Source organism: Streptomyces sp. NPDC041108, from assembly GCF_055592645.1.
On sequence record NZ_JBVIYK010000013.1, the window covers coordinates 83,555 to 110,340 of the forward strand.

25 protein-coding genes and 1 pseudogene are annotated in these 26,786 nt (G+C 72.2%); 13 read left to right on the forward strand and 13 right to left on the reverse strand.

The genetic code is table 11. From position 1 onward, the window contains the following. Positions 1-39: 39 nt before the first annotated feature. The 6 genes and pseudogenes from ACZ6BB_RS30755 to ACZ6BB_RS30780 form a co-directional block, all read right to left on the reverse strand. Positions 40-234 (reverse strand): hypothetical protein, encoded by a 195-nt coding sequence (locus tag ACZ6BB_RS30755; protein WP_471618375.1) that lies wholly within the window; start codon positions 232-234, stop codon positions 40-42. Between the two features lie 104 nt (positions 235-338). Further along, a pseudogene (locus ACZ6BB_RS30760) lies at positions 339-1,204 on the reverse strand (phosphatidylinositol-specific phospholipase C/glycerophosphodiester phosphodiesterase family protein); the annotation flags it as partial. Positions 1,205-1,386: 182 nt separating this feature from the next. Next, positions 1,387-2,481, reverse strand: coding sequence for an acyl-CoA dehydrogenase family protein (locus tag ACZ6BB_RS30765; protein ID WP_471618376.1), 1,095 nt, complete (start codon positions 2,479-2,481; stop codon positions 1,387-1,389). Beyond that, positions 2,478-3,662 carry an acyl-CoA dehydrogenase family protein gene (locus ACZ6BB_RS30770; protein WP_471618377.1) on the reverse strand — a complete coding sequence of 395 codons (1,185 nt, stop codon included), beginning with the start codon at positions 3,660-3,662 and terminating at the stop codon, positions 2,478-2,480. Before ACZ6BB_RS30770 ends, ACZ6BB_RS30765 begins: the two co-directional genes overlap by 4 nt. Further along, positions 3,659-4,636, reverse strand: coding sequence for an NADPH:quinone oxidoreductase family protein (locus tag ACZ6BB_RS30775; protein ID WP_471618378.1), 978 nt, complete (start codon positions 4,634-4,636; stop codon positions 3,659-3,661). Before ACZ6BB_RS30775 ends, ACZ6BB_RS30770 begins: the two co-directional genes overlap by 4 nt. A 113-nt stretch (positions 4,637-4,749) precedes the next feature. Next, positions 4,750-5,346 carry a helix-turn-helix domain-containing protein gene (locus ACZ6BB_RS30780; RefSeq protein ID WP_471618379.1) on the reverse strand — a complete coding sequence of 199 codons (597 nt, stop codon included), beginning with the start codon at positions 5,344-5,346 and terminating at the stop codon, positions 4,750-4,752. A gap of 76 nt (positions 5,347-5,422) precedes the next feature. On the opposite strand from ACZ6BB_RS30780, the gene ACZ6BB_RS30785 reads away from it, so the two are divergent. The 5 genes from ACZ6BB_RS30785 to ACZ6BB_RS30805 all read left to right on the forward strand — a co-directional run bounded on the left by ACZ6BB_RS30785 (position 5,423) and on the right by ACZ6BB_RS30805 (position 10,375). Beyond that, on the forward strand, positions 5,423-6,394 hold the full coding sequence (locus ACZ6BB_RS30785) for an NAD(P)/FAD-dependent oxidoreductase (protein WP_471618536.1): 972 nt from the start codon (positions 5,423-5,425) through the stop codon (positions 6,392-6,394). Positions 6,395-6,659: 265 nt separating this feature from the next. Beyond that, positions 6,660-8,198, forward strand: coding sequence for an ATP-dependent DNA ligase (locus tag ACZ6BB_RS30790; RefSeq protein ID WP_471618380.1), 1,539 nt, complete (start codon positions 6,660-6,662; stop codon positions 8,196-8,198). Next, a complete protein-coding gene (locus ACZ6BB_RS30795; RefSeq protein ID WP_471618381.1) occupies positions 8,195-8,662 on the forward strand; it encodes an NUDIX hydrolase in 468 nt (155 codons plus the stop codon). The genes ACZ6BB_RS30790 and ACZ6BB_RS30795 overlap by 4 nt, the downstream gene beginning before the upstream one ends. A 65-nt stretch (positions 8,663-8,727) precedes the next feature. Further along, positions 8,728-10,113, forward strand: coding sequence for an NADP-dependent succinic semialdehyde dehydrogenase (locus ACZ6BB_RS30800; RefSeq protein WP_471618382.1), 1,386 nt, complete (start codon positions 8,728-8,730; stop codon positions 10,111-10,113). A gap of 25 nt (positions 10,114-10,138) precedes the next feature. Continuing rightward, positions 10,139-10,375 (forward strand): DUF6213 family protein, encoded by a 237-nt coding sequence (locus ACZ6BB_RS30805; protein WP_471618383.1) that lies wholly within the window; start codon positions 10,139-10,141, stop codon positions 10,373-10,375. A 33-nt stretch (positions 10,376-10,408) separates the two neighbouring features. Here ACZ6BB_RS30805 and ACZ6BB_RS30810 read toward each other — a convergent pair whose 3' ends face one another. Both ACZ6BB_RS30810 and ACZ6BB_RS30815 read right to left on the reverse strand, forming a co-directional pair. Next, positions 10,409-11,071 (reverse strand): thiaminase II/PqqC family protein, encoded by a 663-nt coding sequence (locus tag ACZ6BB_RS30810; RefSeq protein WP_471618384.1) that lies wholly within the window; start codon positions 11,069-11,071, stop codon positions 10,409-10,411. Positions 11,072-11,236: 165 nt separating this feature from the next. Further along, a complete protein-coding gene (locus ACZ6BB_RS30815) occupies positions 11,237-12,463 on the reverse strand; it encodes an acyl-CoA dehydrogenase family protein (RefSeq protein ID WP_471618385.1) in 1,227 nt (408 codons plus the stop codon). Positions 12,464-12,636: 173 nt separating this feature from the next. On the opposite strand from ACZ6BB_RS30815, the gene ACZ6BB_RS30820 reads away from it, so the two are divergent. Continuing rightward, on the forward strand, positions 12,637-13,293 hold the full coding sequence (locus ACZ6BB_RS30820) for a TetR/AcrR family transcriptional regulator (RefSeq protein WP_471618386.1): 657 nt from the start codon (positions 12,637-12,639) through the stop codon (positions 13,291-13,293). Positions 13,294-13,387: 94 nt separating this feature from the next. Here the strand turns inward: ACZ6BB_RS30820 and def are convergent, their stop codons facing one another. Then, a complete protein-coding gene (gene def / locus ACZ6BB_RS30825) occupies positions 13,388-13,927 on the reverse strand; it encodes a peptide deformylase (RefSeq protein WP_471618387.1) in 540 nt (179 codons plus the stop codon). Positions 13,928-14,080: 153 nt separating this feature from the next. On the opposite strand from def, the gene ACZ6BB_RS30830 reads away from it, so the two are divergent. From ACZ6BB_RS30830 to ACZ6BB_RS30860, 7 genes are all read left to right on the forward strand, one after another. Next, the gene (locus tag ACZ6BB_RS30830; RefSeq protein WP_005475362.1) at positions 14,081-15,319 is read left to right on the forward strand and encodes a Mur ligase family protein; all 1,239 of its coding nucleotides are present in this window, start codon (positions 14,081-14,083) and stop codon (positions 15,317-15,319) included. Between the two features lie 46 nt (positions 15,320-15,365). Beyond that, on the forward strand, positions 15,366-16,097 hold the full coding sequence (locus ACZ6BB_RS30835) for a type 1 glutamine amidotransferase (protein ID WP_319364879.1): 732 nt from the start codon (positions 15,366-15,368) through the stop codon (positions 16,095-16,097). 245 nt (positions 16,098-16,342) lie between these two features. After that, positions 16,343-17,368, forward strand: a complete 1,026-nt coding sequence (locus tag ACZ6BB_RS30840; RefSeq protein WP_471618388.1) for a 6-phosphofructokinase — start codon at positions 16,343-16,345, stop codon at positions 17,366-17,368. Between the two features lie 116 nt (positions 17,369-17,484). Further along, complete coding sequence (locus tag ACZ6BB_RS30845) at positions 17,485-18,429, forward strand: cytochrome c oxidase assembly protein (RefSeq protein ID WP_471618389.1); 945 nt, start codon at positions 17,485-17,487, stop codon at positions 18,427-18,429. 159 nt (positions 18,430-18,588) lie between these two features. After that, complete coding sequence (locus ACZ6BB_RS30850; protein ID WP_471618390.1) at positions 18,589-20,241, forward strand: DUF6777 domain-containing protein; 1,653 nt, start codon at positions 18,589-18,591, stop codon at positions 20,239-20,241. A 17-nt stretch (positions 20,242-20,258) separates the two neighbouring features. Continuing rightward, the gene (locus tag ACZ6BB_RS30855) at positions 20,259-22,229 is read left to right on the forward strand and encodes a serine/threonine-protein kinase (RefSeq protein WP_471618391.1); all 1,971 of its coding nucleotides are present in this window, start codon (positions 20,259-20,261) and stop codon (positions 22,227-22,229) included. Between the two features lie 14 nt (positions 22,230-22,243). Then, positions 22,244-22,399 (forward strand): hypothetical protein, encoded by a 156-nt coding sequence (locus ACZ6BB_RS30860; protein ID WP_013005270.1) that lies wholly within the window; start codon positions 22,244-22,246, stop codon positions 22,397-22,399. 24 nt (positions 22,400-22,423) lie between these two features. Here the strand turns inward: ACZ6BB_RS30860 and ACZ6BB_RS30865 are convergent, their stop codons facing one another. The 4 genes from ACZ6BB_RS30865 to ACZ6BB_RS30880 form a co-directional block, all read right to left on the reverse strand. Further along, complete coding sequence (locus ACZ6BB_RS30865) at positions 22,424-23,638, reverse strand: sensor histidine kinase (RefSeq protein WP_471618537.1); 1,215 nt, start codon at positions 23,636-23,638, stop codon at positions 22,424-22,426. A 175-nt stretch (positions 23,639-23,813) separates the two neighbouring features. After that, positions 23,814-25,559 (reverse strand): sodium/solute symporter, encoded by a 1,746-nt coding sequence (locus ACZ6BB_RS30870; RefSeq protein WP_471618392.1) that lies wholly within the window; start codon positions 25,557-25,559, stop codon positions 23,814-23,816. Between the two features lie 88 nt (positions 25,560-25,647). Then, on the reverse strand, positions 25,648-26,007 hold the full coding sequence (locus ACZ6BB_RS30875; RefSeq protein WP_383883685.1) for a hypothetical protein: 360 nt from the start codon (positions 26,005-26,007) through the stop codon (positions 25,648-25,650). 9 nt (positions 26,008-26,016) lie between these two features. Further along, positions 26,017-26,784 (reverse strand): LytR/AlgR family response regulator transcription factor, encoded by a 768-nt coding sequence (locus tag ACZ6BB_RS30880; protein ID WP_471618393.1) that lies wholly within the window; start codon positions 26,782-26,784, stop codon positions 26,017-26,019. Positions 26,785-26,786 lie beyond the last annotated feature (2 nt).

The window sequence follows — 26,786 nt, forward strand, 5'->3', positions numbered from 1 at the left end:
CCGACGGTCCCGCGCCCCCGAGTTGTCAGGCGTCCCCGCTCACGGCTCCAGGCTGCTCACGATCTCCGCCGTGGCCGTCAACCCATTGTGAATCGTCGGCGCCAGACTCGTACCGGCCATCGAGAACCCCAGCAGCACGCACACCACCGCGTGCGACATCTTCAACGCACCGTTGCGCAGGAAGACCACCGTCAGAATCACGAGCAGCACCACCACAGAGATGGAAATGGCCATCGTCAACCTCCTCCGCCACGCCCACTTCACGGCATTCGGCCGCAAGTGTGACGCAACGGGGTATTCGTCCGGGCGGCTGACGTGTCCGCCGAACGAGTGGTCTGCACCGACCCACGAGCCTCCAGAAACGCTGCGAGCCCCGCGAGGTCGTCCGTGTTGAGGTGGTCGACGTCCGCCGCGACCAGTTCACCCCACACCGCGTCCCGGGCCGGGCCCGCCAGATCGGGTGTCGCCCAGAACCGGACCCGCTGTCCCCGCCCGTGGGCCGCCGCGACGATCCGGCGCAGCTTCGCGCGTTCGGCCTCGGGGAACGGACCGACGCCCTGCCAGGTGAAGTCGAGCGTCCAGTTGTCGGAGATCAGCGGGACGAACGAGGCGGGCGCGGGCGCCGGGTCGACGAGGTCGGCGAGCCGTCCGTCGTAGAAGGCGTGCCGCACGGACTGCGCCTGCATGGGCGCCCGGGCGGCCCGGTCGCCGGAGACCACCGCCGTCACCGCCCCCGGGTACACCCGACCGTGGGCGTAGGTCGTGAACAGGTGCCGGTGGCACCGCAGTTGCCGTCGAGTGCGAGGTACGTGGACGCGCCCTCGGTCTTGATGTCGATGAGCAGCTGCAGCGGCTCGCGGTGGCCCCGGTACACCGAGCCGTGGTGGGCGCGCACCCGGGCGGCGAGCGGTTCGAGGTAGAGGGATGCGAGGGTGCGGGCGGGATCGAGGCCGGCCGGGTCGTGGGCGACGAGGAGGTGGCCGTCCACGAGGAAGATGTCGGCCTCGACACTGCCGAAGCGGTGGTCGAGGGCGTCGAGGAGGGGGCGCGGGTGCTCGTAGTCGTTGTGGGCGTGGGCCCGCCACAACGGGCGCGGGCGGTGCGGGCGTTCGCCGGCCGACGCGCTCGTGGCGGGCAGGGCGACCGCACCCGCGAGGGCGGCGCCGAGGGTGGTGAGGGCTCTGCGACGGGTGGTGAGGGCCATGTGCTGCCTCCCGGGTGGGGCCGGTAGGGACCCTGCGAGTATGCGAGCCGGAAGGGGTGTACGAGCAGTGGCGTACCGGGAGTTGGCCTGACCGCCCTGGTTCGTTCATCGGCGCCGCCGCGCGCCCGACGAAAAGCCCGCCCCTGGCGGGACGGGCTTTCCCTGGCCTTCTCGGACGGTCGTCAGGGGGCCTGGAGGTCGACCAGTTCGGCCAGCGCGGTCCGGTGGGTGCCCGCCGTGCCGTACGCGATCGAGTCGGCCTTGGCCCGCTTCAGGTACAGATGGACCGGGTGCTCCCAGGTCATGCCGATCCCGCCGTGCAACTGCAGCGCCTCCTCGGCGGCGTGGACGGCCACGGGCGCGGCGAAGGCCTGGGCGACGGCCACCGCGAGGTCGGCGTCGTCGCTGCCGGCGGCGAGCCGGTCGGCCGCGTTGCGGGCTGCCGCCCGCAGGTTGACGACCTCCAGCCAGAGCTGTGCGAGCCGGTGCTTGAGCGCCTGGAAACCGCCGACCGGCCGGTTGAACTGCTTGCGCTCCTTGAGGTAGCGGACCGTCTCGGTCAAGGTCCACTCGGCGAGGCCGAGTTGCTCGGAGGCAAGCAGTCCGGCCCCGGCGCGCAGGGCCCGGCGCACGGCCGGCTCGGCGTCGCCGAGGAGCCGGCCCGGCGCCCCGTCGAGCGTCACCTTCGCCAGCGGCCGGGTCAGGTCCAGCGACACCTGCGGGGTGACGGTCACGGCGGCGGCGTCCACCGCGTACAGGCCGCCGTCGTCGGCGGGCACCAGCAGCACATCGGCGACGGCCGCGTCGGCGATGCCGGTCAACTCCCCGTGCAGGGCGCCGCCTTCGTACCGTACGACCTGGTAGGCGCTGCCCGCGGCCACGCTCAGCGAGACCGCCAGGGCGCCGATCGCGGTCGCGGACGCCAACTGGGTGAGGAGGTCGTCGGCCCCGCACTCCAGCAGGGCCTCGGTGGCGACGACCGCGCTGGTCAGATACGGGACCGGCGCGACCGCACGGCCCAGCTCCTCCAGCACGACCGCCGCTTCGCGGTGCGTGGCACCCTGCCCGTCCAGTTCCTCCGGCACGAGCAGTCCCGCGAGGCCCATCCCTCCGGCGAGGGCCTTCCAGGCGGCGATGTCGTGTGGGGCGTCGGACTCGGCCCGTGCGATCACGCCCGCGGCGTCGCAGTGGTCGGTCAGCAGGTCGCGGACGGCCGCGCGGAGGGCTTCCTCCTCCTCCGTGTACAGGAGGTCGGGCTGTGTTCCCTGTGCTGTCATCGGGCCAGGTCCTTCCACGCGACGTCCTTGTCGGTGCGCGGCTCGCCGGGCAGGCCCAGGACGCGCTCGGCGACGATGTTCAGCAGGACCTCGGTGGTCCCGCCCTCGATGCTGTTGCCCTTGGAGCGCAGGTAGCGGTACCCGGCGTCGCGGCCGACGAAGTCGACCAGTTCGGGGCGCCGCATGGTCCAGTCGTCGTACAACAGCCCTTCCTCGCCCCGGAGTTCGACCTCCAGGCCGCTGATCTCCTGGTTGAGGCGGGCGAAGGCGAGCTTCATGCCGGCGCCCTCGGGGCCGGGCTGTCCGGCGACGAGTTGCTGGCGCAGCCGCTCGGCGGTGAGCCGCGCGGCCTCGGCCTCGACCCAGAGCTTCAGCAGCCGCTGGTGGAGGTCGTGGGTGCGCAGTTCGGGACGTTCGCGCCAGGTCCTGGCGACCGGGCCGATCATGCCGCCCTCGCGGGGCAGCCGCATGCCGCCGATCGCGACCCGCTCGTTGTTGAGGGTGGTCTGGGCGACCTTCCAGCCGTCGCCGATCCCGCCGAGGCGACGGGAGTCGGGGATGCGGACGCCGGTGATGAACACCTCGTTGAACTCGGCCTCGCCGGTGACCTGGCGCAGCGGCCGGACCTCGATGCCCGGGTCGGTCATGTCGCAGAGGAAGTAGGTGATCCCCCGGTGCTTGGGCACGTCCGGGTCGGTGCGGGCGATGAGGATGGCCCAGCGGGCGACGTGCGCGCTGGACGTCCACACCTTCTGGCCGTCGACGACCCAGTCGCCGTCACCCTCCCGGACGGCCCGGGTGCCGAGCGCGGCGAGGTCGGAGCCGGCGCCGGGCTCGCTGAAGAGCTGGCACCAGACCTCCTCACCCGTCCACAGCGGCCGCAGGAAGCGCCGCTTCTGCTCCTCCGTGCCGTAGGCGAGGATCGTCGGCGCGGCCATGCCGAGGCCGATGCCGATGCGGCGCGGGTCGTTGTCGGGGGCGTCCTCCGCCGCCAGGTCGGCGTCGACGACAGCCTGGAGGGAACGCGGGGCGCCTAGGCCGCCGAGGCCCTCGGGGTAGTGCACCCAGGCGAGCCCGGCGTCGAAGCGGGCGCGCAGGAACTCCAGACGGTCGGTGGTGGCGGGCGGGTACCCGGCGAGCAACTCGGCCGTGCGGCGCCTGAGGTCGGCTGCGTCGGTCATGCGGCGGCTCCGTTCTCCGGCGCGGGTACGACGACGACCCGGCCCGTGGTGACGCCGTCCGCGACACGCTGCACGGCGGCCGCGGCGCCGTCCAGCGGCGCGCGCTCGCTCACCAGCGGCCTGACGACGCCCCGGGCCGCCAGCTCGGTGAGCTGCTCGTGGCAGTGCTGGACCAGCTTCGGGTTCTTGGTGTTGTACAGGCCCCAGTGCAGGCCGAGGATCGAGTAGTTCTTGACGAGGGCGTGGTTGAGGCCGGGGCTCGGGATCGTCCCGCCGGCGAAGCCGACGACCACGATGCGTCCCTCGAAGGCGACGACCTTGGTCGACTGCGTGTAGGCGTCGCCGCCCACGGGGTCGTAGATCACGTCCGCGCCCCGGCCTCCGGTGGCCTCCTTCACGGCGGAGACGACGTCCTCGCTCCGCCGGTCCACCACCACGTCACAACCCAGCTCCCGGGCCACGACGGCCTTGTCGGCGCCGCCCACGACGCCGATGACCGTCGCGCCCGCCGCCTTGCCGAGCTGCACGGCCGCGCTGCCGACCCCTCCGGCGGCAGCGTGGACGAGCAGGGTCTCCCCCGCTTCGAGGCGGGCCCGGCGGTGCAGTCCGAACCAGCCCGTCTGGTAGCCGATGTGCAGGGCCGACGCCTCGGCGTCGTCCAGCGCCTCGGGCGCGGGGAGCAGGGCGGCGGCGTCGGCGACCGCGTACTCGGCGAAACCGCCGTAGGGCAGCACCGGATTGGCGATGACCCTGCGGCCGTCCTCGGTCTCCCCGCAGATCTCCACGCCGGGCGTGAACGGCAGCGGCGGCCTGACCTGGTAGTGCCCGCGGCACATCAGGGCATCGGGGAAGTTGACGTTCGCGGCGCGCACCTTCAGCAGGACCTGGCCGTCACCGGGCGTGGGCCGCTCCACGTCCTGGAGGCGCATCACCTCGCCCGGCTCGCCGTTCTCGTGCACTTGCCATGCCTGCATGCGATGCCTCCACGGACTGCCTCGGACGTCCTCGTCGGACCGGGGTCGACTGTCGCATGCATACTAAGCGGTCGCTTGTCCTCCCGGGAACCGCTCCGGAGGAGTCGCGTACGTCACGAACGCGCGGGCCTCGCCCGTACGTGCATCCGCTCGCCCTGCGGCCCGAACAGGCTGAGGAACTCCACCGGTCCCTCCCCCGTCGAGCCGAACCAGTGCGGCACGCGGGTGTCGAACTCGGCGGCCTCCCCGGCGACCATCACCACATCATGTTCGCCGAGCACGACCCGCAGTTTCCCGGACATCACATACAGCCACTCGTACCCCTCGTGCGTGCGCGGCTCCGGCTCCTGACTCGACCTGGGGATGAGCACCTTGAAGGCCTGGAGGCCGCCCGGCTGCCGGGTCAGGGGCCAGTACGTCCGCCCGTGCCGCTGGATCGGCTTCGAGCGCACCCGGGGGTCACCGACCGGCGGCTCCCCGATCAGCTCGTCCAGCGGTACCTGGTGGGCCCGCGCGATCGGCAGCAACAGCTCCAGGCTGGGCTTGCGCAGCCCCGACTCCAGCCGCGACAGCGTGCTCACCGAGATGCCGGTCGCCTCCGACAGCCCGGCGAGCGTCGCCTCCCGCTCCTTCCGGATCCGCCGCAGCCGGGGCCCCACCCCGGCGAGAACCTCGTCCGTCCCGCCCGCATCCGCACTCGTGTCGCTCATCCCGCTATTGCAGTTTCGGCAAAGGCGTTTGTCAATGCGGCGATTCGGGGCGACCGTCGTCGTGGAGGTGGTCACCATGACCGAGCAGCAGTACGAAGTGATCGTCATCGGCGGCGGCGCGGCGGGACTCTCCGCCGCCCTGGTCCTCGGCCGGGCCCGGCGGCGCACCCTGGTCGTCGACGCGGGCGAGCCGCGCAACGCGCCCGCCGCGCACATGCAGGGCTTTCTGACACGGGACGGGATGCCGCCCGCGGAGTTCCTGGCCGTGGGCCGCGAGGAGATCGCCCGCTACGGCGTCGAACCGGTCCGGGGCCGGGCGGTGGACGTGACCCGCGACGACGACGGAGAGACCTTCACCGTCTCCCTCGCGGACGGCCGGTCCGCGCGCGCCCGCCGCCTGGTCGTCGCCACCGGGCTGAAGGACGAACTGCCGGCCGTCCCCGGCGTCGCCGAACGCTTCGGCCGGGACGTCCTGCACTGCCCCTACTGCCACGGCTGGGAGGTCCGCGACCGGCCCTTCGGCGTTCTCGCCACCAGCCCGACGAGCGTCCACCAGGCCCTGATGGTCTCCCAGTGGTCCAAGGACGTGACCCTGTTCCTGCACGAGACCCCCGAGAGCGACCTCTCCGACGACGACCTGCGCCGCCTCGCGGCAGCCGGGGTGCCGGTGGTCCCGGGAGCGGTGGCGGGCCTGGTCGTGGAGGACGACCGGCTCACCGGCGTCAGGCTCGCCGACGGCACGGCCCACGCCCGCTCGGTGCTCTTCACCGCGCCCCGGCCGGTCCCGCGGACCGGCCTGCTGGAGAAGCTGGGCGCCGACCTGCACGAGACCCCCTTCGGCGCCTACCCGGTGATCGACCCGACCGGCCTGACCACGGTCCCCGGCGTCTGGGCCGTCGGCAACGCGATGGGCTTCTCCGAACAGGTCGTCAACGCGGCCTCCTCGGGCTACCGAGCCGGCGCGACGATCAACGGAGACCTCCTGATGGCCGACCTGGACGCGGCGACGCAAGGACAGAGCCCCCGGCAAGGACACGGCCCTCGGTAGGACCCGCGCCCGAGCGGCACTACAGCTGCGTGCTCCAGGGCCGTGAGCGAAGCCTGCCCCGGCAGGCACGGGGATCGGCCCCCAGGGCCGTCCAGGGGCGCGGGGAACCGCGCGACGAGCCACGACGCCCCGCACCCGCACCCACTCCGCCCGACGCCCCCGCACCTACTCCGCCCGAAGCAGCCGCACCCCCACCCGCACCCGCCGAAGACTCGCACCCACACCCCAATAGGCGCCCGGCGGAACTCCGTAGGACCATGGCCGCATGCTCTTCGCCCGGCTCGCCCGCGTGTCGCAAGAGATCGCCGCCACCTCGGCCCGGTCCCGCAAGACCACGCTGCTCGCCGACCTCTTCCGGGACGCCGAGGAGGAGGACGTACCGATCGTCATCCCGTATCTCGCGGGCCGCCTGCCCCAGGGCCGCCTGGGCATCGGCTGGAAGGTCCTCGACCAGCGGATCCCACCGGCCGGCACCGCGACCCTCACCGTCCGCGAGGTCGACGCCCGCCTGACGGCGATCGGGGCCGTCACCGGTCCGGGTTCGCAGACCGAACGCAGACGCCTGGTGGGCGCGCTGCTCGCGGCGGCCACCGAGGACGAACAGCGGTACCTCGTCGGCCTGCTCACCGGCGAGGTCCGCCAGGGCGCCCTGGACGCGCTGGCGGTGGAGGGCCTCGCCGGGGCCACAGGGGCGCCCGCCGCCGACGTACGGCGGGCGGTGATGCTCGCCGGCTCGCTGCAGACCGTGGCGCGGGCGCTGCTCGCCGAGGGTCCGCGGGCACTCGAAGGGTTCCGGCTCACCGTCGGGCGCCCCGTCCTGCCGATGCTCGCCCACAGCGCCCCCTCCGTCGCCGAGGCCGTGGCGAAGCTGGGCGTGTGCGCGGTCGAGGAGAAGCTGGACGGCATCCGCGTCCAGCTCCACCGCGACGGGGGCGACGTACGCCTGTACACCCGCACCCTGGACGACATCACCGACCGCCTGCCCGAACTCACCTCCGCCGCGCTGGCGTTGCGGGGCGAACGGTTCATCCTGGACGGCGAGGTGATCGCGTTCGACGGGAACGGGCGGCCCCGCTCCTTCCAGGAGACGGCGGGCCGGGTCGGTTCACGGCTGGACGTCGCGACGGCGGCCCGCCAGGTGCCCGTCTCGCCGGTCTTCTTCGACGCGCTGTCCGTGGACGGCCAGGATCTCCTGGACCTCCCCTTCACCGAGCGCCACGCCGTGCTCGCCCGGCTCGTCCCGGAGCCCATGCGGGTCCGCCGCACGCTCGTGACCGGTCCCGACGACCTGCCCGAGGCGGAACGCTTCCTCACCGACACCCTGGAACGCGGCCACGAGGGTGTCGTGCTGAAGGCCCTGGAGGCCCCCTACAGCGCGGGCCGGCGCGGGGCGTCCTGGCTGAAGGTCAAGCCGGTGCACACCCTCGATCTGGTGGTCCTGGCCGCCGAGTGGGGCCACGGCCGCCGCACGGGCAGGCTCTCCAACCTCCACCTCGGCGCCCGCACCGCCGACGGCTCCTTCGCCATGCTCGGCAAGACCTTCAAGGGCATGACCGACGCGCTGCTGGCCTGGCAGACCGAACGGCTGACGGAGCTGGCCGTTCAGGAGCACCGCTGGGGCGTGACCGTGCGCCCCGAACTCGTCGTCGAGATCGCCTACGACGGACTGCAGCGCTCCACCCGCTACCCGGCCGGCGTCACCCTCCGATTCGCCCGCGTGATCCGCTACCGCGACGACAAGACCCCGGGGGAAGCCGATACGGTCGAGGCCCTGCTCGCCGCACACCCCGAGGTGACGCGTTGACCACACCCAAGCGCAGCGCCGGCCTGCTGCTGCACCGCCGCACCGAGCACGGCATCGAGGTCCTGCTCGGCCATATGGGCGGCCCGTACTTCGCGCACAAGGACGCGGGCGCGTGGAGCGTGCCCAAGGGCGAGTACGAACCGGACGAGCCGGCCTGGGACGCCGCCCGCCGGGAGTTCCAGGAGGAGCTGGGGCTGGCGCCGCCCGAGGGGGAGGCCGTGCCGCTGGGCGAGGTGCGGCAGACCAACGGCAAGATCGTCACGGTCTGGGCGATCGAGGCGGACCTCGACCCCGCGACCGTCGTGCCGGGCACCTTCCGCATGGAGTGGCCGCCGAGGTCCGGCCATGTCCAGGAGTTCCCGGAGCTGGACCGCGTGGAGTGGCTCACCGTCGAACGGGCCCGGGCCGTGCTGGTCCCGGCACAGGCGGAGTTTCTCGACCGTCTCGCGGAGCACTCGGACTGAGTCCGCGTTGCGGCGTGCGCCGTCGCGCGGGAAGGTCGAAGGACAGCCCACGCAGGAGGTCAGACATGCCCATCGCCACGGTCAACCCGGCGAACGGCGAGACGCTTCGGACCTACGACGCCCTCGGCGAGGAGGAGATCGAACACCGCCTCGCCACCGCCGACACCACGTTCCGTACGTACCGGACGACGTCCTTCGCGGAACGGGCCCGGCTGATGCGCCGGGCCGCCGACCTCCTCGACGCGGACGCCGAGGACGTCGCGCGGGTGATGACCACCGAGATGGGCAAGCCCGTCAAGCAGGCCCGCGCGGAGGCCGCCAAGTGCGCGAAGGCGATGCGCTGGTACGCCGACCACGCCGAGGTGCTGCTCACGGACGTGGAGCCGTCCGACGCGGACGTGAAGGACTCGGGCGCGTCCCGTGTCCTGGTCCGCTGCCGGCCGCTCGGCCCGGTGCTCGCCGTGATGCCGTGGAACTTCCCGCTCTGGCAGGTGATCCGCTTCGCCGCGCCCGCCCTGATGGCCGGCAACGTGGGCCTGCTCAAGCACGCCTCGAACGTCCCCCAGACCGCCCTCTACCTGGAGGATCTGTTCCGCCGGGCGGGCTTCCCGGAGGGCTGCTTCCAGACGCTGCTCGTCGGCTCGGGCGCCGTCGAGGACATCCTGCGCGACCCGCGGGTGAAGGCCGCCACCCTCACCGGCAGCGAGCCCGCCGGCCGGGCCGTCGCCTCGGTCGCCGGCGACGAGGTCAAGAAGACGGTCCTGGAACTGGGCGGCAGCGACCCGTACGTGGTGATGCCGTCCGCCGACGTGGCCAAGGCGGCGGAGATCGCGGTGACGGCGCGGGTGCAGAACACGGGCCAGTCGTGCATCGCGGCCAAGCGGTTCATCGTGCACGCCGATGTGTACGACGCGTTCGCCGAGCGGTTCGTCGAGGCGATGAGGGCGCTGAAGGTCGGGAACCCGCTGGACGAGGACACCGACGTGGGCCCGCTCGCCAGCGAGCGGGGCCTTGAGGACCTTCAGGAGCTGGTCGACGAGGCCGTGGAGAGCGGCGCCACCGTCCTGTGCGGCGCCGAACGCCCCTACGGGCCCGGCTGGTTCTACCCGCCGACCGTCCTCGCCGACATCACCCCCGAGATGCGCGTCCACCGGGAGGAGACCTTCGGCCCGGTCGCCACGCTGTACCGGGTCGCCGATCTCGACGAAGCGGTCGCGATCGCCAACGACACACCCTTCGGACTCAGCTCCAACGTGTGGACGCAGGACCCCGCCGAGGTGGAGCGGTTCGTCCGGGACCTCGACGCGGGCGCGGTCTACGTCAACGGGATGACCGCCTCCCACCCGGCGTTCCCGTTCGGCGGTGTCAAGCGCTCCGGCTACGGGCGTGAGCTGTCCGGACACGGAATCCGGGAGTTCTGCAACATCACCACCGTGTGGCACGGGGCGTGAGCGTTCCGCGGCTACCATCCCCATTGTGAACCGCGAAGTGACTCTGCCTCTGATCGTCGACGACCGCGGGACCTTGCAGGTGTCCGCGGCCGAAGTGAGCAAGCTGCTGCGGACGGTGGGCGGCCGGTGGCTGCACCTGGTCGAGGCGGGTGAGGAACTCGACGAGGACACGGTCGCGGCGCTGACGATCGAGCTGGCGAAGCTGGCGGACCGCATCGATGTGGCGTGCATCGCGCACAGCAGCGGGGCCGCGTCCGACTGAGGGCCGGGGCCCTCGCCCTGAAGGGGCGCGACCTCAGGGCCGCGCCAGAGTGGTCCAGAACATCGACTCGTAGCTCTGGAGCAGTCGGCCGTAGCCGTTGGCCGCCTCCTCGTCGATGCGGTCGGCGTCCAGCCCGGCCTGTACCGCCGCCCTCGCCCTCTCCTCCAGTTCCGGTGCGGGCTCGGCGAAGAAGTCGAAGAAGGCGCGGGCCTCGTCGGTGAAGCCGTAGTGGTCGCGGAGGGCCTTCGAGATCGTGGCGCAATAGCCGCCCCAGGAAGCGAAGTTGGCGCTCAGTGCGAGCACCGTGTCGGCCGGCGCCGCGCCCAGGGCGAGCCGGGCGACGTACGACGGGTAGGCCTGGCAGCCCGGCAGCGGCTCGTACGCCGCGTCCCGACCCGCCTCCACCCCGCACGCCTCGGCGAACGCCCCGAGCCGCTGCGCCGCCGTCGCCTCCCCCTCCACGAGCATCTCGAAGAAGGGGGCGCTGTCCGGCTCCTCGGCCGCCGACCGCTCGGCCAGATGGCGGAAGGACCGCAGGTCGGCGGCGATGACGAGCCGCTGCTCCAGCGCGAGCGCGGCGAGGGTGCCGACGCCGGCCGCGCCGGAGGCGATCAGGGGCAGCAGGGGGTTGGCGTCGGGGTCAGGGGCGAGTTCCGCGGCGGTGAGCCTCAGCAGCTGTACGGCCGTCCCCGTCATCACGTGCTCCCGTCGCCTCGTCGGTGTCGCCGCTCTCTTCTCGACTCTCCCACGACAGCAGCGCCCCGTCAGGGGCGCGGGGCCGTGTCGATGTGCGGCTCCGCCGCGCGGGCGCGGGCAACCACGACGCTCCCGCACCCCGAATCGCACGACACCCCCTCGGCGCTACCGGATCGGCATCCCCGACAAGGTCCGAGCGATCACCAGCCGCTGCACCTCGCTCGTACCCTCGAAGATGGTGTAGATGGCCGCATCCCGGTGCATCCGCTCGACCGGGTACTCCCGGGTGTAGCCGTTGCCGCCCAGGATCTGGATCGCCTGCGCCGTCACCTTCTTCGCCGTCTCGCTCGCGAACAGCTTCGACTGCGACCCCTCGGCCGCTGTGAACGGCCTGCCGTTGACCGCCATCCAGGACGCCCGCCACACCAGCAGCCGCGCCGCGTCCACGGACGTCCGCATGTCCGCGAGCTGGAAGGCGACGCCCTGGTTGTCGATGATCGGCCGGCCGAACTGCTCACGGGTCTTGGCGTAGTCGAGGGCGACCTCGTACGCGGCGCGGGCGGTGCCCACCGCCATGGCGCCCACGGCCGGACGGGACGCCTCGAACGTGGCCATCGCCGCGTTCTTCACCCGCTCCCCGCCGGCCTTGGCCCGCTCGCGGGCCCGCGCCAGGCGCTCGTCGAGCTTCTCCTTGCCGCCGAGGAGGCAGGAGCCGGGAACGCGTACGTTCTCCAGGACGACCTCGGCGGTGTGGGAGGCGCGGATGCCGTGCTTCTTGAACTTCTGGCCCTGCGAGAGACCGGGTGTGTTCGGCGGGACGATGAAGGACGCGTGTCCCTTGGAGCCGAGGTCCGCGTCGACCACGGCGACGACGACGTGGACGTTGGCGATGCCGCCGTTGGTCGCCCAGGTCTTGGTGCCGTTGAGGACCCACTCGTCCTTGGCCTCGTCGTACACGGCACGGGTGCGCATGGACGCCACGTCGGATCCCGCGTCGGGCTCGGAGGAGCAGAACGCGGCGACCTTGACATCGTTGGCGTCACCGTACATCTGGGGGATCCAGGTGCCGATCTGCTCCTCGGTGCCGTTGGCGAGGACGCCCACGGCGGCGAGGCCGGTGCCGACGATGGACAGGGCGATGCCCGCGTCTCCCCAGAACAGCTCCTCCATGGCCATGGGGATGCCGAGGCCGGTGGGGTCGAAGTACTGCTGGGCGTAGAAGTCGAGGGAGTAGATGCCGACCTTGGCGGCCTCCTGGATCACCGGCCAGGGGGTTTCCTCGCGCTCGTCCCACTCGGCGGCCGCGGGGCGGATCACATCGGCGGCGAACCCGTGGAGCCAGTCGCGGACCTCTCGCTGTTCCTCGTTGAGTTCCATGGTGAACTCGGCCATGACGCGCCTCCAGCATTGCACTAAGATGTTACCTGCGGTAACTGGAGTCTGTTACCGGTCGGTAGGAAAAGTCAACTCCCGCGTCGGGGTCGGTAGCCCGTTCGATCGGGTCGTGCCAATCAGTGTTAGTTTGCGCAGGGCGTCACCGTCATCAGCATGTGGGGGAGTAACTCATGGACACCACGCAGCGGACCGACCAGGAGCGGTCCGCCGACCGCCGTCGGCGCGAGCTGCTGGAGGCCGCGGACAGGGTGGTGCTCCGCGACGGCCCAGGAGCGTCGATGAACGCCATCGCCGCCGAGGCCGGGATCACGAAGCCGATCCTCTACCGCCACTTCGGCGACAAGGGCGGACTCTACGCCGCTCTCGCCCAGCGCCACACCGACGCCCTCCTCGACTCCCTGCGGGCCGCGCTGGACGCCCCCGCGGAGCGACGGGAGCGCGTCGAGGCGACCCTCGACACCTATCTGACGGCCATCGAGGCCCGTCCGCAGGTGTACCGCTTCCTCATGCACCCCGCCGAGACCGCGCAGCCGGGCGACCAGCCCGGTGACCAGGGCTTCGACGTCGGCAAGCACTCCGCCCCGCTCCTGCGCCGCATGGGCGAGGAACTCGGCAAGGTCATAGAGGACCGCCTCGACCTCGGCCCCGACAGCCACCGCCTCGCCCGCGTCTGGGGCCACGGCATCGTCGGCATGATGCACGCGGCGGGAGACTGGTGGCTCGGCGAACGTCCCTGCACGCGGGCGGAGTTGGTCCGCAGCCTCGCCGACCTGCTGTGGGGCCGCCTGGCGGCCGCGGGCGACAAGGTCGGCGGTCCGGGTTTCTAGAGGCCCTTCCCGGCGTGGCCGCGGTGGGCGCACCCCTTCAAGGGCCCGGGGAACCGGGCGGCCGGCCCCGGCGAACCCGCGCTCGCCGATGCGCTCACCGCCCCCACGACGCCCGGGCGGCCTTGCGCAGCACCCGGGAACGCCGCCACCCCGACAGCCGGTCCACGTACACCCGGCCCTCGAGATGGTCGCACTCGTGCTGCAGACACCGTGCGAAGAACCCGCTCCCCCACACCCGCACCCGGTCCCCGTCCACCGTGAACCCCTCCACCGCGGCCTCGTCGTACCGCTCCACACCCGCCTCCAGACCGGGCAGGGACAGACAGCCCTCGGGCCCTCGCAGTACGATCCCCTCGGTCGAGACGAGCCGGGGATTCACGACATGACCCAGATGCCGTACGTCCTCGTCGTCCGGACAGTCGTATACGAACACCCGAAGCGCCCGGCCCACCTGGTTCGCGGCGAGACCCACACCCCGTGCGTCGTACATCGTCGCGAACATATCCTCCACAAGGCGCTCCAGTTCGGGCCCGAACTCCGTCACCTCTTCACAGGGCGCCTGCAGTACGGGGTCCCCGAGCAGTGACATGGGGAGAACGCGCCCTCGGGCGCCGGGAATCGAGCCGCTTCGCATGGTCGCAAGGGTACGTTCGGACCCGATATCGCCGGTCCGGACGGTGCTCACGGCCCGGTCGAGATTCGGGCGCGTGAGTGGATCTCGATAGGCTTCGGTCCACACGTTGCCGGGACAGGGCGCGGCGCTGTACGCAAGGAGGATCGAGAACTGATGGCAGGCAACTCGGACCCGCTCACGCCGCGGGCCAAGCTGGCCGTGACGGCGGGCAAAGCGGTCGCGGCGGCATCGCGTGCCGCTGGGCGCGGTAGCGGATCTGTGATCGGCGGCCGGGTGGCACTGAAACTCGACCCCGACCTCCTCGCCCGGCTCGCGCAGAGCCTGGACGTCGTCCTGGTCTCGGCCACCAACGGCAAGACCACCACGACCCGGCTGATCGCCGAGGCACTGCGGGCCGCGGGCCCGGTCGTCTCGAACGCGCTCGGCGCCAACATGCCCGCGGGCATCACCTCGGCCCTCGCCGGGAACTCGGACGCGAAGTTCGCGGTCATCGAGGTCGACGAGAAGTACCTGGCCGGTGTGGCGCGGGACACCGACCCCAAGTGCATCGCGCTGCTCAACCTCTCCCGCGACCAGCTCGACCGCGCCGCCGAGACCCGCATGATGGCGGAGGCGTGGCGGGAGGGCCTGGCCGGCACCAAGGCCGTGGTCGTGGCCAACTGCGACGACCCGCTGATCGTGTGGGCGGCCTCGTCGTCCCCGAACGTGATCTGGGTCGCGGTCGGCCAGATGTGGAAGGACGACGCCTGGTCCTGCCCGTCCTGCGGCGGTGTGATGCAGCGGCCCGGCGACGACTGGTTCTGCGGCGAGTGCGGTTTCCGCCGTCCGACGCCGAGCTGGGCGCTCTCCGGCGATCACGTCCTGGACCCGCACGGCTCGGCCTGGCCGATCCACCTGCAGCTCCCGGGCCGCGCCAACAAGGCCAACGCGGCCTCCTCGGCCGCCACGGCCGCCGTCTTCGGTGTGCCCCCGCAGGTCGCCCTGGAGCGCATGTACCAGGTCCAGGCGGTCGCCGGACGGTACGACGTGGTGCAGTTCATGCAGCGCGATCTGCGGCTGCTGCTCGCCAAGAACCCGGCGGGCTGGCTGGAGACGTTCTCGCTGATCGACCCGCCGCCGTCGCCGGTGATCCTTTCGGTGAACGCGCGCGGCGCCGACGGCACCGACACCTCCTGGCTGTGGGACGTCGACTACACCCGGCTGACCGGCCACCCGATCTTCGTGCTCGGTGACCGCAAGCTCGACCTGGCGGTACGGCTGGAGGTCGCGAACCAGCACTTCCAGGTGTGCGACACCCTCGACCAGGCGGTGCAGATGTGCCCGCCCGGACGGATCGAGGTCATCGCGAACTACACCGCGTTCCAGGACCTGCGCCGCCGCGTGGGCAACTGAGCACGCTACGACGAACGACGCCACGACTCCGAGGGGCACCGACTTTATGAGCGACAACAGTCTGCGGGTCGTCTGGGTCTACCCGGACCTGCTCAGCACCTACGGCGACCAGGGCAACGTCCTCGTCGTCGAGCGCCGGGCGCGGCAGCGCGGCCTGGACGTGGCCCGGCTGGACGTGCGCAGCGACCAGCCGATCCCGACCTCCGGCGACATCTACCTGATCGGGGGCGGCGAGGACCGTCCGCAGCGGCTCGCCGCCGAGCGGCTGCGCCGGGACCGCCATCTGTACCAGGCCATCGACAACGGCGCGATCGTCTTCGCGGTCTGCGCCGGCTACCAGATCCTCGGTCACGAGTTCGTCAACGATCTCGGTCAGCGCGAGCCGGGCCTCGGTCTGCTCGACGTGACCACGACCCGCGGCGAGGGCGAGCGGTGCGTCGGCGACGTCCTCGCGGACATCGACCCGCGCCTCGGCCTGCCCCAGCTGACCGGGTTCGAGAACCACCAGGGCGTCACCCACCTCGGCCCCACCGCCCGCCCGTTCGCCAACGTGCGGCTCGGCAGGGGCAACGGCACGGGCGACGGCACGGAGGGCGCGTACAACGACACCGTGTTCGGCACGTACATGCACGGGCCGGTGCTGGCGCGGAACCCGCAGATCGCGGACCTGCTGCTGAAGCTGGCGCTGGACGTGAACGCGCTGCCGCCGACCGACGACCGCTGGTTCGAGGCGCTGCGCGACGAGCGCATCTCCTCGGCCCAGCAGCAGCCCGCCTAGCACGTCACGGCAGGGTGCCGAGGCGCCTGAGAAACGGTTCCTCAGTGCCCGTACGAAAGCCCGTCCGACAGTGCCCCCGCTCATGTGTGAAAGCCCGTCTGACCAGGGCTCCGCTCACCTGTGCGGGGGCGTCCAGCAGGCGGACGCCCGCTACGGCCGGGGCCCCCGCCGCCGGTAGGGTGGCGGGGATTCCGGCCGGACAGCGTGGTCCGGTTCCCGGCCCACGTCGAGAAGGTATTCGGGCTATGCGCATTGGTGTCCTCACGTCCGGCGGTGACTGTCCCGGACTGAACGCCGTCATCCGGTCCGTCGTGCACCGCGCCGTCGTCGACCACGGCGACGAGGTCATCGGCTTCCGGGACGGCTGGAAAGGTCTGCTGGAGTGCGACTACCTCAAGCTCGACCTGGACGCGGTGGCCGGCATCCTGGCCCGCGGCGGCACGATCCTCGGTTCCTCCCGGGTCCAGCCCTCGCATCTGCGGGACGGTGTGGCGCGGGCGAAGAGCCATGTCGAGGAACTCGGTCTCGACGCGATCATTCCCATCGGCGGTGAGGGCACGCTCAAGGCGGCCCGGCTGATGTCGGACAGCGGTCTGCCCGTCGTGGGGGTGCCGAAGACCATCGACAACGACATCGCGGTCACGGACGTCACCTTCGGCTTCGACACGGCCGTCGGTGTCGCCACGGAGGCGCTGGACCGGCTGAAGACCACCGCAGAGTCCCACCAGCGGGTCCTGGTCGTGGAGGTCATGGGCCGCCACACCGGCTGGATCGCGCTCCACTCCGGCATGGCGGCCGGCGCGCACGCCATCGTCGTCCCCGAACGGCCCTTCGACATCGAGGAGTTGACCACGAAGGTCGCCGAGCGGTTCTCGGCGGGCAAGCGGTTCGCGATCGTCGTCGCGGCGGAGGGCGCCAAGCCGAGGGCCGGGTCCATGGACTTCGACGAGGGCGGCAAGGACATCTACGGGCACGAGCGCTTCGCCGGGATCGCGCGGCAGCTCTCGGTCGAGCTGGAGCAGCGCCTCGGCAAGGAGGCGCGGCCGGTGATCCTCGGACATGTGCAGCGGGGCGGCACACCGACCGCGTACGACCGGGTGCTGGCGACGCGGTTCGGCTGGCACGCGGTGGAGGCCGTGCACCGGGGCGAGTTCGGGAACATGACCGCGCTGCGGGGCACCGACATCGTGATGGTGCCGCTCGCGGAGGCCGTGGAGACGCTGAAGACGGTGCCGGACGAGCGGTACGCCGAGGCGGAGTGCGTGCTCTAGCGTGCCGATGAGGGCTCAGCGGTGAGGTCCGCCCCCGGTCGTGATCGCGACCGGGGGCGGTTCTACTCTGGGGGGCGGACAGAACGCACAACCCCCCACGAAGCAGGAGCCGGCGGATGGACCACAGCGGGCACGGTACGGGGCTCTTGCCCTTCACCCTGGGGCGGGGACTCGCGTGGTCGGCCGACCCGTTCTTCCTCGTCGCCTGCCTGGCGGGCCTTGCCCTGTACGGCTGGGGCGTCGTGCGGCTGGTGCGGCGCGGGGACAAGTGGCCGGTGGGGCGGACCGTCGCGTTCGTCGCGGGCGTGCTACTGGTGATGCTGGTGACGTGCACCGGGCTCAACGACTACGGCATGGTCATGTTCAGCGTGCACATGGTCCAGCACATGGTCGTCAGCATGGTGGCGCCGATCATGCTGCTGCTCGGGGCGCCGGTCACCCTGGCCCTGCGGGCGCTGCCGGTGGCGGGCAGGGGCCGCAAGGGGCCGCGTGAGCTGCTGCTGATGTTCCTGCACAGCTGGTACATGAAGATCGTCACGCACCCGGCGTTCACGATCCCGATGTTCATCGCGAGCCTCTACGGGCTGTACTTCACCCCGCTCTTCGACTTCCTGATGGGGTCGACACCCGGACACATCGTGATGATGACCCACTTCCTCCTGGTGGGCCTGTTCTTCTTCTGGCCGATCATGGGCGTGGACCCGGGCCCGCACCGGCCGGGCTATCTGATGCGCATGCTGGAACTGTTCGCCGGCATGCCGTTCCACGCGTTCTTCGGTATCGCGCTGATGATGGCGTCCGCCCCGATGGTGAAGACGTACGAGAACCCGCCCGCTTCTCTCGGCATCGACGCTCTCACCGACCAGAACGCGGCCGGCGGCATCGCCTGGGCGTTCAGCGAGATCCCCTCGGTGCTCGTGCTGCTCGCGCTGCTGTTCCAGTGGTACGGCTCCGAGCAGCGGCAGGCCCGGCGCGCGGACCGCGCGGCCGACCGTGACGGCGACAAGGAACTGGAGGCGTACAACGCCTATCTCGCCTCACTCGACGCACGCGGTCGCTGAGCCGCAATCCCCTTCGGGGCCCCCTTTCTTTGTTCGACCCCGGGACCGCGCTTCTCCCCAATTCCCCTTGACCAAAAGGCTTTTGCTTTCAGTAGCATGATGCGTGCGCCCCGCTTCCACCCTGCGGGGCGACAGGGGAAACCGCCGGGGGGAGCGGCCATGACCATTCACGTGTGCCCACGAACACATTTACGAAAGGCCGGGAAATCGACTGCCCGGAGGATCGCCGTCCTGCTGTGCGGCGCGATACTCCTCAGCGGGTGCGGTGACTCGGCCCCGTCGCTGCTCGCGGTGAAGGCGGTGGCCGCGGGGGTCGCATCCCTCGCCCCCTTCTTCGACGAGGGCGAACAGCTAGGCCGGGACGAGCCCCGGCTGACGCCCCTGAAGCCGCACAGCGGGCTGCAGCAGGGAAACGCGCCCGGTCTGTACGGAGGCACGCAGAAGCCCAAGGTCTGCGACGTGCGCAAGCTGGAGGATTTCCTCACCGCCCCCGAGAACAAGAAAAAGGCTCAGGAATGGGCCCGCGTCACCGGGGTGAAAGTCGACGGCATCGGGCGTTATCTCGACGCGCTCACCCCCGTTCTCCTGCGCCACGACACCCTCGTGAAGAACCACGACTACAAGAAGGGCAAGGCCGTTCCCTTCGATGCGCTCCTGGAAGCCGGTATCGCGGTTCTGGTCGACGACCAGGGGCTGCCCGCCGTGAAGTGCAGCTGCGGAAATCCGCTGCGCGCGTTCGGCGCGGACCCCGGACGCATCGACGTGGAGTTCCCGGGCGACAAGAAGTGGGAGGGCTACGACGCGTCCGCCCTGGTCGTCGTCGAACCCGCCCCCGAGCAGCTGAAGGAGATCAAGCTCGTCGATGTCGAGGACCCGGGCCGGGGCATCAGCCGGGCGGTCGGCACCACGGGAGAGTCCGACAGGACGTTCGACGCGCGGGCGCGGCAGGCCGTACCGAAGGTGCGGGGGATGACGTTCGGCGAGGCGAGCGCGGCCATGGCGGACCGGGGCCTGGCGGTGACGGTCGCCGGGGACGAGCTGCCGCCGGGCGACGCGCCGGTGACGGGGTCCAGTCCCGGGCCGGGCACCGAGCTGGAGTTCGGCGCCGCGGTGGCACTGCGGGTGGAGCTGCCGGACGGGACGCCGGAGGAGAGCACCGGGGACTCGGGGCCCGAGCCGGGCTCCTCGGGACCGGGTTCGGGTTCGACATCCGGATCGGAATCGGAATCGGGATCGGGATCGGGATCGGGATCGGGATCGGGATCGGGATCGGGATCGGGATCGGGATCGGGATCGGGATCGGGATCCACGAGGCTCGGGCCGAGCGAGCCGTCGGGGACGGGCGGCTCGTCGACCGACGGGGCTCCGTCGGAGAGCGGGTCGACGCCGACGGACGGGAACACTCCGCCGGTGGGCGGGGGATCCTCCCCGCCGGACAGCGGACCGTCGGACGGTGGGACGACGTCAGGCACTGGCCCCTCGGGCCAAGGACCGTCGGGCACCGGGCCGTCGGACGGTGGGCCGTCGGGCGGCGGGTCGGAGGGCGGCGGGTCGGTGCCCACCGAGTCGGTCGCTCCCCCGTCGACGGGCGGCACGTCGCTGGTGCCGTCGCCGTCCAAGTCCTCCGAGGAGCCGGCACGGGAGCCCGATCCCACGCCGAGCCCGTCCGTTGCCTCCTCGGCGTCCGGCCTGTCCACGTCGAGCAGAACGCCGGCCGCTCCCGGGCCCGAGGCCCCGACGGACCCGCCGGGAGAACCGAGGTGTCCGGGCCTTCCCGTCGAGGACCCGGCCCAACTGCCCGTACGGATCTGAACCCCGGGGAGTGACCGATGCAGTCAGAAGCACCGCAGTCGGGGGTCGGCCGGGTCATCGCGGACCGGTATCGCCTGCTGCACCGGCTGGGCAGCGGCGGCATGGGCCAGGTCTGGCTGGCGCACGACCGCCGGCTGGACTGCGAGGTGGCGCTCAAGGAGGTCGTGTTCGGCAGTCCCGACGAGGCCGAGCGGGAGCGCACGGCCCGAGTGGCCCGCGCCCGCGCCGAGGCCCGGCACGCCGCCGGGCTGCGCGCCCACCCGAACGTGGTCACCGTGCACGACGTCCTGGAACACGACGCGCTGCCGTGGATCGTCATGGAGTACGTCCCGGGCGCCCTCGACCTCAAGGCGCTCGTCGACCGGCACGGCGCCCTCGCGCCCGCCGAGTGCGCCCGGATCGGCCTGGCCGTGCTGGACGCGCTGACCGCCGGACACGAGCGCGGCATCATGCACCGGGACGTCAAGCCGGCCAACATCCTGCTCGCCCCGGACCGCACCGGATCGCCGTACGCGCGCGTCCTGCTCACCGACTACGGCATCTCCGTCCAGCCCGACACCCAGGAGACCCGGCACACCGGGTCGCACGTCCTGGTCGGGACCGCCGGGTACCTCGCGCCCGAGCGGGCGCAGGGCGGGCCGCCGACCGCCGCGTCCGACCTGTTCTCACTGGGGTGCACGCTCTACCGAGCCGTCGAGGGGTACGGGCCCTTCGACCGCGCCTCCGACATCGCGGCGCTGACCGCCCTCGTCCTGGACGAGCCGCGTCCCATGCTGCGGGCCGGTGCGCTGGAGGCGGTGCTGACCGCCATGCTCGCCAAGGATCCCGCGCACCGGATCACCGCAGCGGAGGCCGAGGCCGCGCTCTCCGCGATCGTCACGCCCCAGGCCAGTCCCCGCACCGGGCCCGTCCTCGGCCCGCGACCGCGGTGGGCGCACGCGCCCGCACCGGCCGCACCGCAGGAGGTTCCCGCCGTGCCCCACGTCGCGCCCGAGACACCGTGGCGCGCGCCGTCGGGCGGGTCCGGCGGGCAGGACGTCTGGTCCCCGGCGGAGCACCGGTCCTCCGGAGGCCAGGGGCCCGTCCCTCCTCCACGGGCCACCGGCGACGGTGCCGGTGCCGGCGGGCGGGCGCACCGGCACCGCTTCCGGGCCCTTCTCGCGGGACTGGCCACCGCCCTCGGGCTGGCCCTGGTGGTCGGCGGGGCGTGGCAGGCCGCGGAGAACCTGAGGGAGCTGCCGGGTGCGCTGGGCGGCAGCGCCGACACCCTGAGCACCGAGCTGCCGTACGGGCGGGCCGTAGGGCTCGTGGAGCCGCTGAGGGACGGCGACTGCGTGGACGTCACCTGGGCCGGTACGCCCTTCGAGGACGCCGCCCGGCTGCGCGTGGTGCCCGCGTGCGCGGGGCGCGCGATGGACGGACAGGTGATGGCCTCCTACGAGGCGTCGTCCGCCGAGGACGCCAGGACGGGCGGCGCCGCCCGGTGCGAGCAGCTCACGGTGGAGGCCCGCGAGAAACTCGTGGACGTCCGCACCTTCGCCGTCCTGCCCACCGCCGACGGTTTCGACGCCGCCGGGCACCGGGTCGCCTGTCTGCTGCTGGGCGAGCGCAGGCCGGTCTACGGGCCGATCGGCGCGTACCGGACGGTGGGTGACACGGTGCTGGTGGACGTGGCCACCCTGCAGAAGCAGGACTGTCTCGACCCGATCTCCAGCAACCGGATCAGGCTGGTCTCCTGCCACGACCGCCACCGCCAGAAGGTTCTCGGCTTCTACGAGATGAGCCCCGGGACCACCTACGACAAAGCGCAGGACCAGGCCCTCGCCGCCTGTGTGCGGAACCTGCCGCCACGGCAGTACGGCCATGAGCCCGGAATCACCGCTTCCGGCTTCTGGATCAGCGAGGACGGCTGGAAAAAGGGCGCGCATTTTGTCGTCTGCACTGTCATTTCCGGTAGTGGGGGCACCATGGAGGGAGAAGAAGCCTGACGAAGGGTGTTGCGATGCCCGGTTCGACGAAGACCATGGGGGTGCTCACCGTCGGTGGGCTGGTCGCGGTGACGGCCTACTCGGTGGCGCTCGGCAGCAATGGCTGGCTGTGGTTCGGATGGGTCTTCCTGGGCCTGCTGACGCTGGGGATGGTGGCGTCGCGCACCTGAGACTCGCACCCGTGCCCCTCAGGCTCAGGGGATTCCCCCGTCCGGGTGTACGCCCGGCTGGAATTTGGGCAGCCGGGCGGTGATCTTCATGCCCGCGCCGACCGCGGTCTCGATGACGAGGCCGTGGTCGTCGCCGTAGACCTGACGCAGCCGCTCGTCGACATTGCTGAGGCCGATGCCGCCCGAGGGGCTGGTCTCGCCGGCCAGGATGCGGCGCAGCACCTCCGGCTCCATGCCGACGCCGTCGTCCTCGATGACGACGAGTGCCTCGGCGCCCGCGTCCTGGGCGGTGATGCTGATGTGGCTCTTGCCCGCGGCAGCCACCGTCCTGCCCTCCAGGCCGTGCTTCACCGCGTTCTCCACGAGGGGCTGGAGACAGAGGAAGGGCAGGGTGACCGGCAGGACCTCGGGGGCTATCTGGAGCGTGACCGAGAGCCGCTCGCCGAAGCGGGCCCGGACCAGCGCCAGGTAGTGGTCGATGGCGTGGAGCTCCTCGGCGAGGGTGGTGAAGTCGCCGTGCCTGCGGAACGAGTAGCGGGTGAAGTCGGCGAACTCCAGGAGGAGTTCACGGGCGCGCTCGGGGTCGGTGCGGACGAACGACGCGATCACCGCGAGCGAGTTGAAGATGAAGTGCGGGGAGATCTGGGCGCGCAGGGCCTTGATCTCGGCCTCTATCAGGCGGGTGCGGGACTGGTCGAGGTCGGCCAGTTCGAGCTGGACGGAGACCCAGCGGGCCACTTCGCCGGCCGCTCGGACGAGCACGGCGGACTCGCGGGGCGCGCAGGCGACGAGTGCCCCGTGGACACGGTCGTCGACCGTGAGGGGGGCGACGACCGCCCAGCGCACCGGGCAGTCGAGGATGTCGCAGGTCAGCGGGAACGCCTCGCCCCGGCCGGTCTCCAGGGGGCCCGCCAGTCTGCCCATGATGTCGGCACGATGGTGCTCGGCCACGCCCTCCCAGACGAGGACGGACTCGTGGTCGGTGAGGCAGAGCGCGTCCGTGCCGAGCAGGGTGCGCAGCCGCTTGGCGGATCTTCGGGCGGTCTCCTCGGTGAGGCCGGCCCGCAGCGGGGGCGCCGCGAGGGTGGCGGTGTGCAGGGTCTGGAACGTGGCGTGCTCGACGGGCGTGCCGAGTCCGCCGAGGCTGTTGCGCGGACGGGCCGTACGGCGGCCGAGCCAGAACCCGGCGGCGAGCACGGGAAGCAGGGCCACGCAGAACCCCGCGAGGAACCCGGTCACTTCAGCGCTCATCGCTCACCTCCTGCATGTGGTACACCGCTCACCGCCCGTGGGTTCCCTTCCGTCGCTCCCCGACCCCGGGCAGCCGCTCCCGGCCTTCTCGCCCCCGGGCAGGCGTTCCCGGCCCTCCCTGCCCCGGGGCCGGCCCTCCGAGGGCCCCTGTCCCTCCCTGCCGTCAGCGGCGCCACAGTTCGATCTCCTTGGTAGCCGCCCGGGTCCGGCCGCCGACGAGTTCCTCCGGGAGGTGGAAGCGCGCCAGGATCGCCGGGGTCTCCGCCGGGATCCTGCCGGGGGTGGCCAGGGACACCAGGACCATCGTGAGGAAGCCGAGCGGGACGGACCAGAGGGCGGGCCAGGCCAGCAGGGCGTGGAGGGTGCCGGTGCCGGGGTATCCGGCCATGGTCGCGGCGACCGCGAGGAGCGCCGCGCCGCCGCCGACGAGCATGCCCGCGGCGGCCCCCGGCGGGGTCAGACGCCGCCACCAGATGCCGAGGACGAGCAGCGGGCAGAAGGAGGAGGCCGACACCGCGAAGGCGAGGCCGACCGCGTCGGCGACGGGCAGTCCGCCGACCAGGCCGCTCGCCGCGAGCGGCACGGCCATGGCGAGGACCGTGCCGAGCCGGAAGTGCCGGACGCCGCGTGCGGGCAGGACGTCCTGGGTGAGCACTCCGGCGACCGCCATGGTCAGGCCCGAGGCGGTGGACAGGAACGCGGCGAACGCGCCGCCCGCGACCAGTGCCCCCAGGAGATCGCCGCCGAGGCCGCCGATCATGCGGTCGGGGAGGAGGAGGACGGCCGCGTCGGCGTCTCCGGTGAGGGTGAGGTCGGGGGCGTAGAGCCGGCCGAGGGCCCCGTAGACCGGGGGCAGGAGGTAGAAGAAGCCGATCATGGCGAGGACGACGACCGTGGTGCGGCGGGCGGCGACGCCGTGCGGGCTGGTGTAGAAGCGGACGACGACATGGGGCAGGCCCATGGTGCCGAGGAAGGTGGCGAGGATCAGCCCGTAGGTGGCGTACAGGGGACGCTCCTCGCGGCCGGCGGCGAGGGAGGTGGACATGCCGCCGTTGGTGCCGCGGTCGGCGACGGGGACGGTGTCGCCCTTGCTGAAGGTCAGCCGGGTGCCCCGGTCGATGCGGTGGGTGCCGGTGGCCAGGTCCACACGCCGGTCGTCGTGGCGGCGGCCGTCGATCGTGCCGGAGACGGTGACGGTGAGCGGGCCGGCGAGCTTCAGGTCGAGGGTCTCGTCGACACGGACGACACGCTGTTCGCGGAATTCGGCGGGCTCGTCGAAGGCGTGCCGCGGGGCGCCGTCGGCCTGCCAGGCGAGGACGAGGAAGAGCGCGGGGACGAGCAGGGCGGTGAGTTTCAGCCAGTACTGGAAGGCCTGGACGAAGGTGATGCTGCGCATGCCGCCGGCGGCGACGGTGGCGGAGACGACGACGGCGACGATGACGCCGCCGAGCCACGCGGGCGCGTCGGTGAGGACGCTGAGCGTGAGTCCGGCGCCCTGGAGTTGGGGCAGCAGGTAGAGCCAGCCCACGCCGACGACGAAGGCCCCCGCGAGCCGTCGTACCGTTTTGGAGGCGAGCCGGGCCTCGGCGAAGTCCGGCAGCGTGTAGGCGCCGGAGCGGCGCAGCGGGGCGGCGACGAACAGCAGCAGGACGAGGTAGCCGGCGGTGTAGCCGACCGGGTACCAGAGCATGTCGGGGCCCTGGACGAGGACGAGGCCGGCGATGCCGAGGAAGGAGGCTGCGGAGAGGTACTCGCCGCTGATCGCGGCCGCGTTGAGCCGGGGGCCGACGGTGCGGGAGGCGACGTAGAAGTCCGAGGTGGTGCGGGAGATCCGCAGGCCGAAGGCGCCGACGAAGACGGTCGCCACGACGACGAGGGCGACCGCGGGGACGGCGTAGTTCTCGTTCATGCCTTGCTTCCGGTCTCCTCGTTCACGGGTTCACTGCTTGCGTCGCCCCGGCTTCCATTGCGATCCTCGGCGCGGCCGTGGGCTGTCCTCAGCGGTCCTCGACGAGCCGGACGAGGTCCTGTTCGTTGCGTTCGGCGCGGCGTACGTGCCAGAGGGCGAGGAGGACCAGCGGCGGGTAGACGCCGAAGCCGAGCAGGGCCCATTCCAGGCCCGCGCCGTCCGGCATCGCGGCGAAGACCAGGGGCAGCGGGGCGACCAGCAGGACGAGGACCGCGAACACGGCGAGGGCGGCGCGGAGTTGGCTGCGCATGAGGGAGCGGACGTAGGTGTGGCCGAGGGTGGTCTGTTCGTCGATCTCGGTGCGGGGGCGGTGGTGGCCCGAGCCGCGCCGGGTGCGGCGGGGCACTCCGGTGACGACGACACGGCGTTCGGCGGGGTCGTGGGGCATGGCCGCTCCTCAGCCCGTGGTCCGGCGCATCAGCAGATCGCGCAGCTCGCGTGCGTGGCGGCGGCTGACCTGGAGTTCCACGGCGCCGACGAGGACGCTCACCGTGCCCGCGTCCAGGCGGAGTTCGCCGACGTGCCGCAGGGCGACGAGATGGCGGCGGTGGATGCGGACGAACCCGCGTGCGCGCCAGCGCTCTTCGAGGGTGGACAGGGGGATGCGGACGAGGTGGCTGCCCTGGGGGGTGTGGAGCCGGGCGTAGTCGCCCTGGGCCTCCACGTGCGTGATGTCGGCGACCGCGACGAAGCGGGTGACACCGCCGAGTTCGACGGGTATCTCGTCGGGATCGGGTTCGTGGACGGGGATCGGCGGGGCCGTGGCGGTCGCCGTGTCCCGGAGCTGGGCGGCCCGGCGTATCGCCTCGGCGAGGCGTTCCCGGCGGACGGGCTTGAGGACGTAGTCGACGGCCTTGAGGTCGAAGGCCTGGACGGCGAAGCCCTCGTGCGCGGTGACGAAGACGACGAGCGGGGGCCGGGCGAATCCGGTGAGGAGACGGGCGAGGTCGAGTCCGTCGAGGCCGGCCATGTGGATGTCGAGGAAGACGACGTCGATCGCCTCCGGCCCCTGGGGCCCGGACTCCAGGGCACGGTTGATCCTCCGCAGTGCCTCGGTGGCGTCGCTCGCTCCCTCGGCGCTGCCGACCCGTGGATCCGCGTTCAGCAGGTACAGCAGCTCCTCCAGGGAGGGTTTCTCGTCATCGACGGCGAGCGCGCGCAGCATGA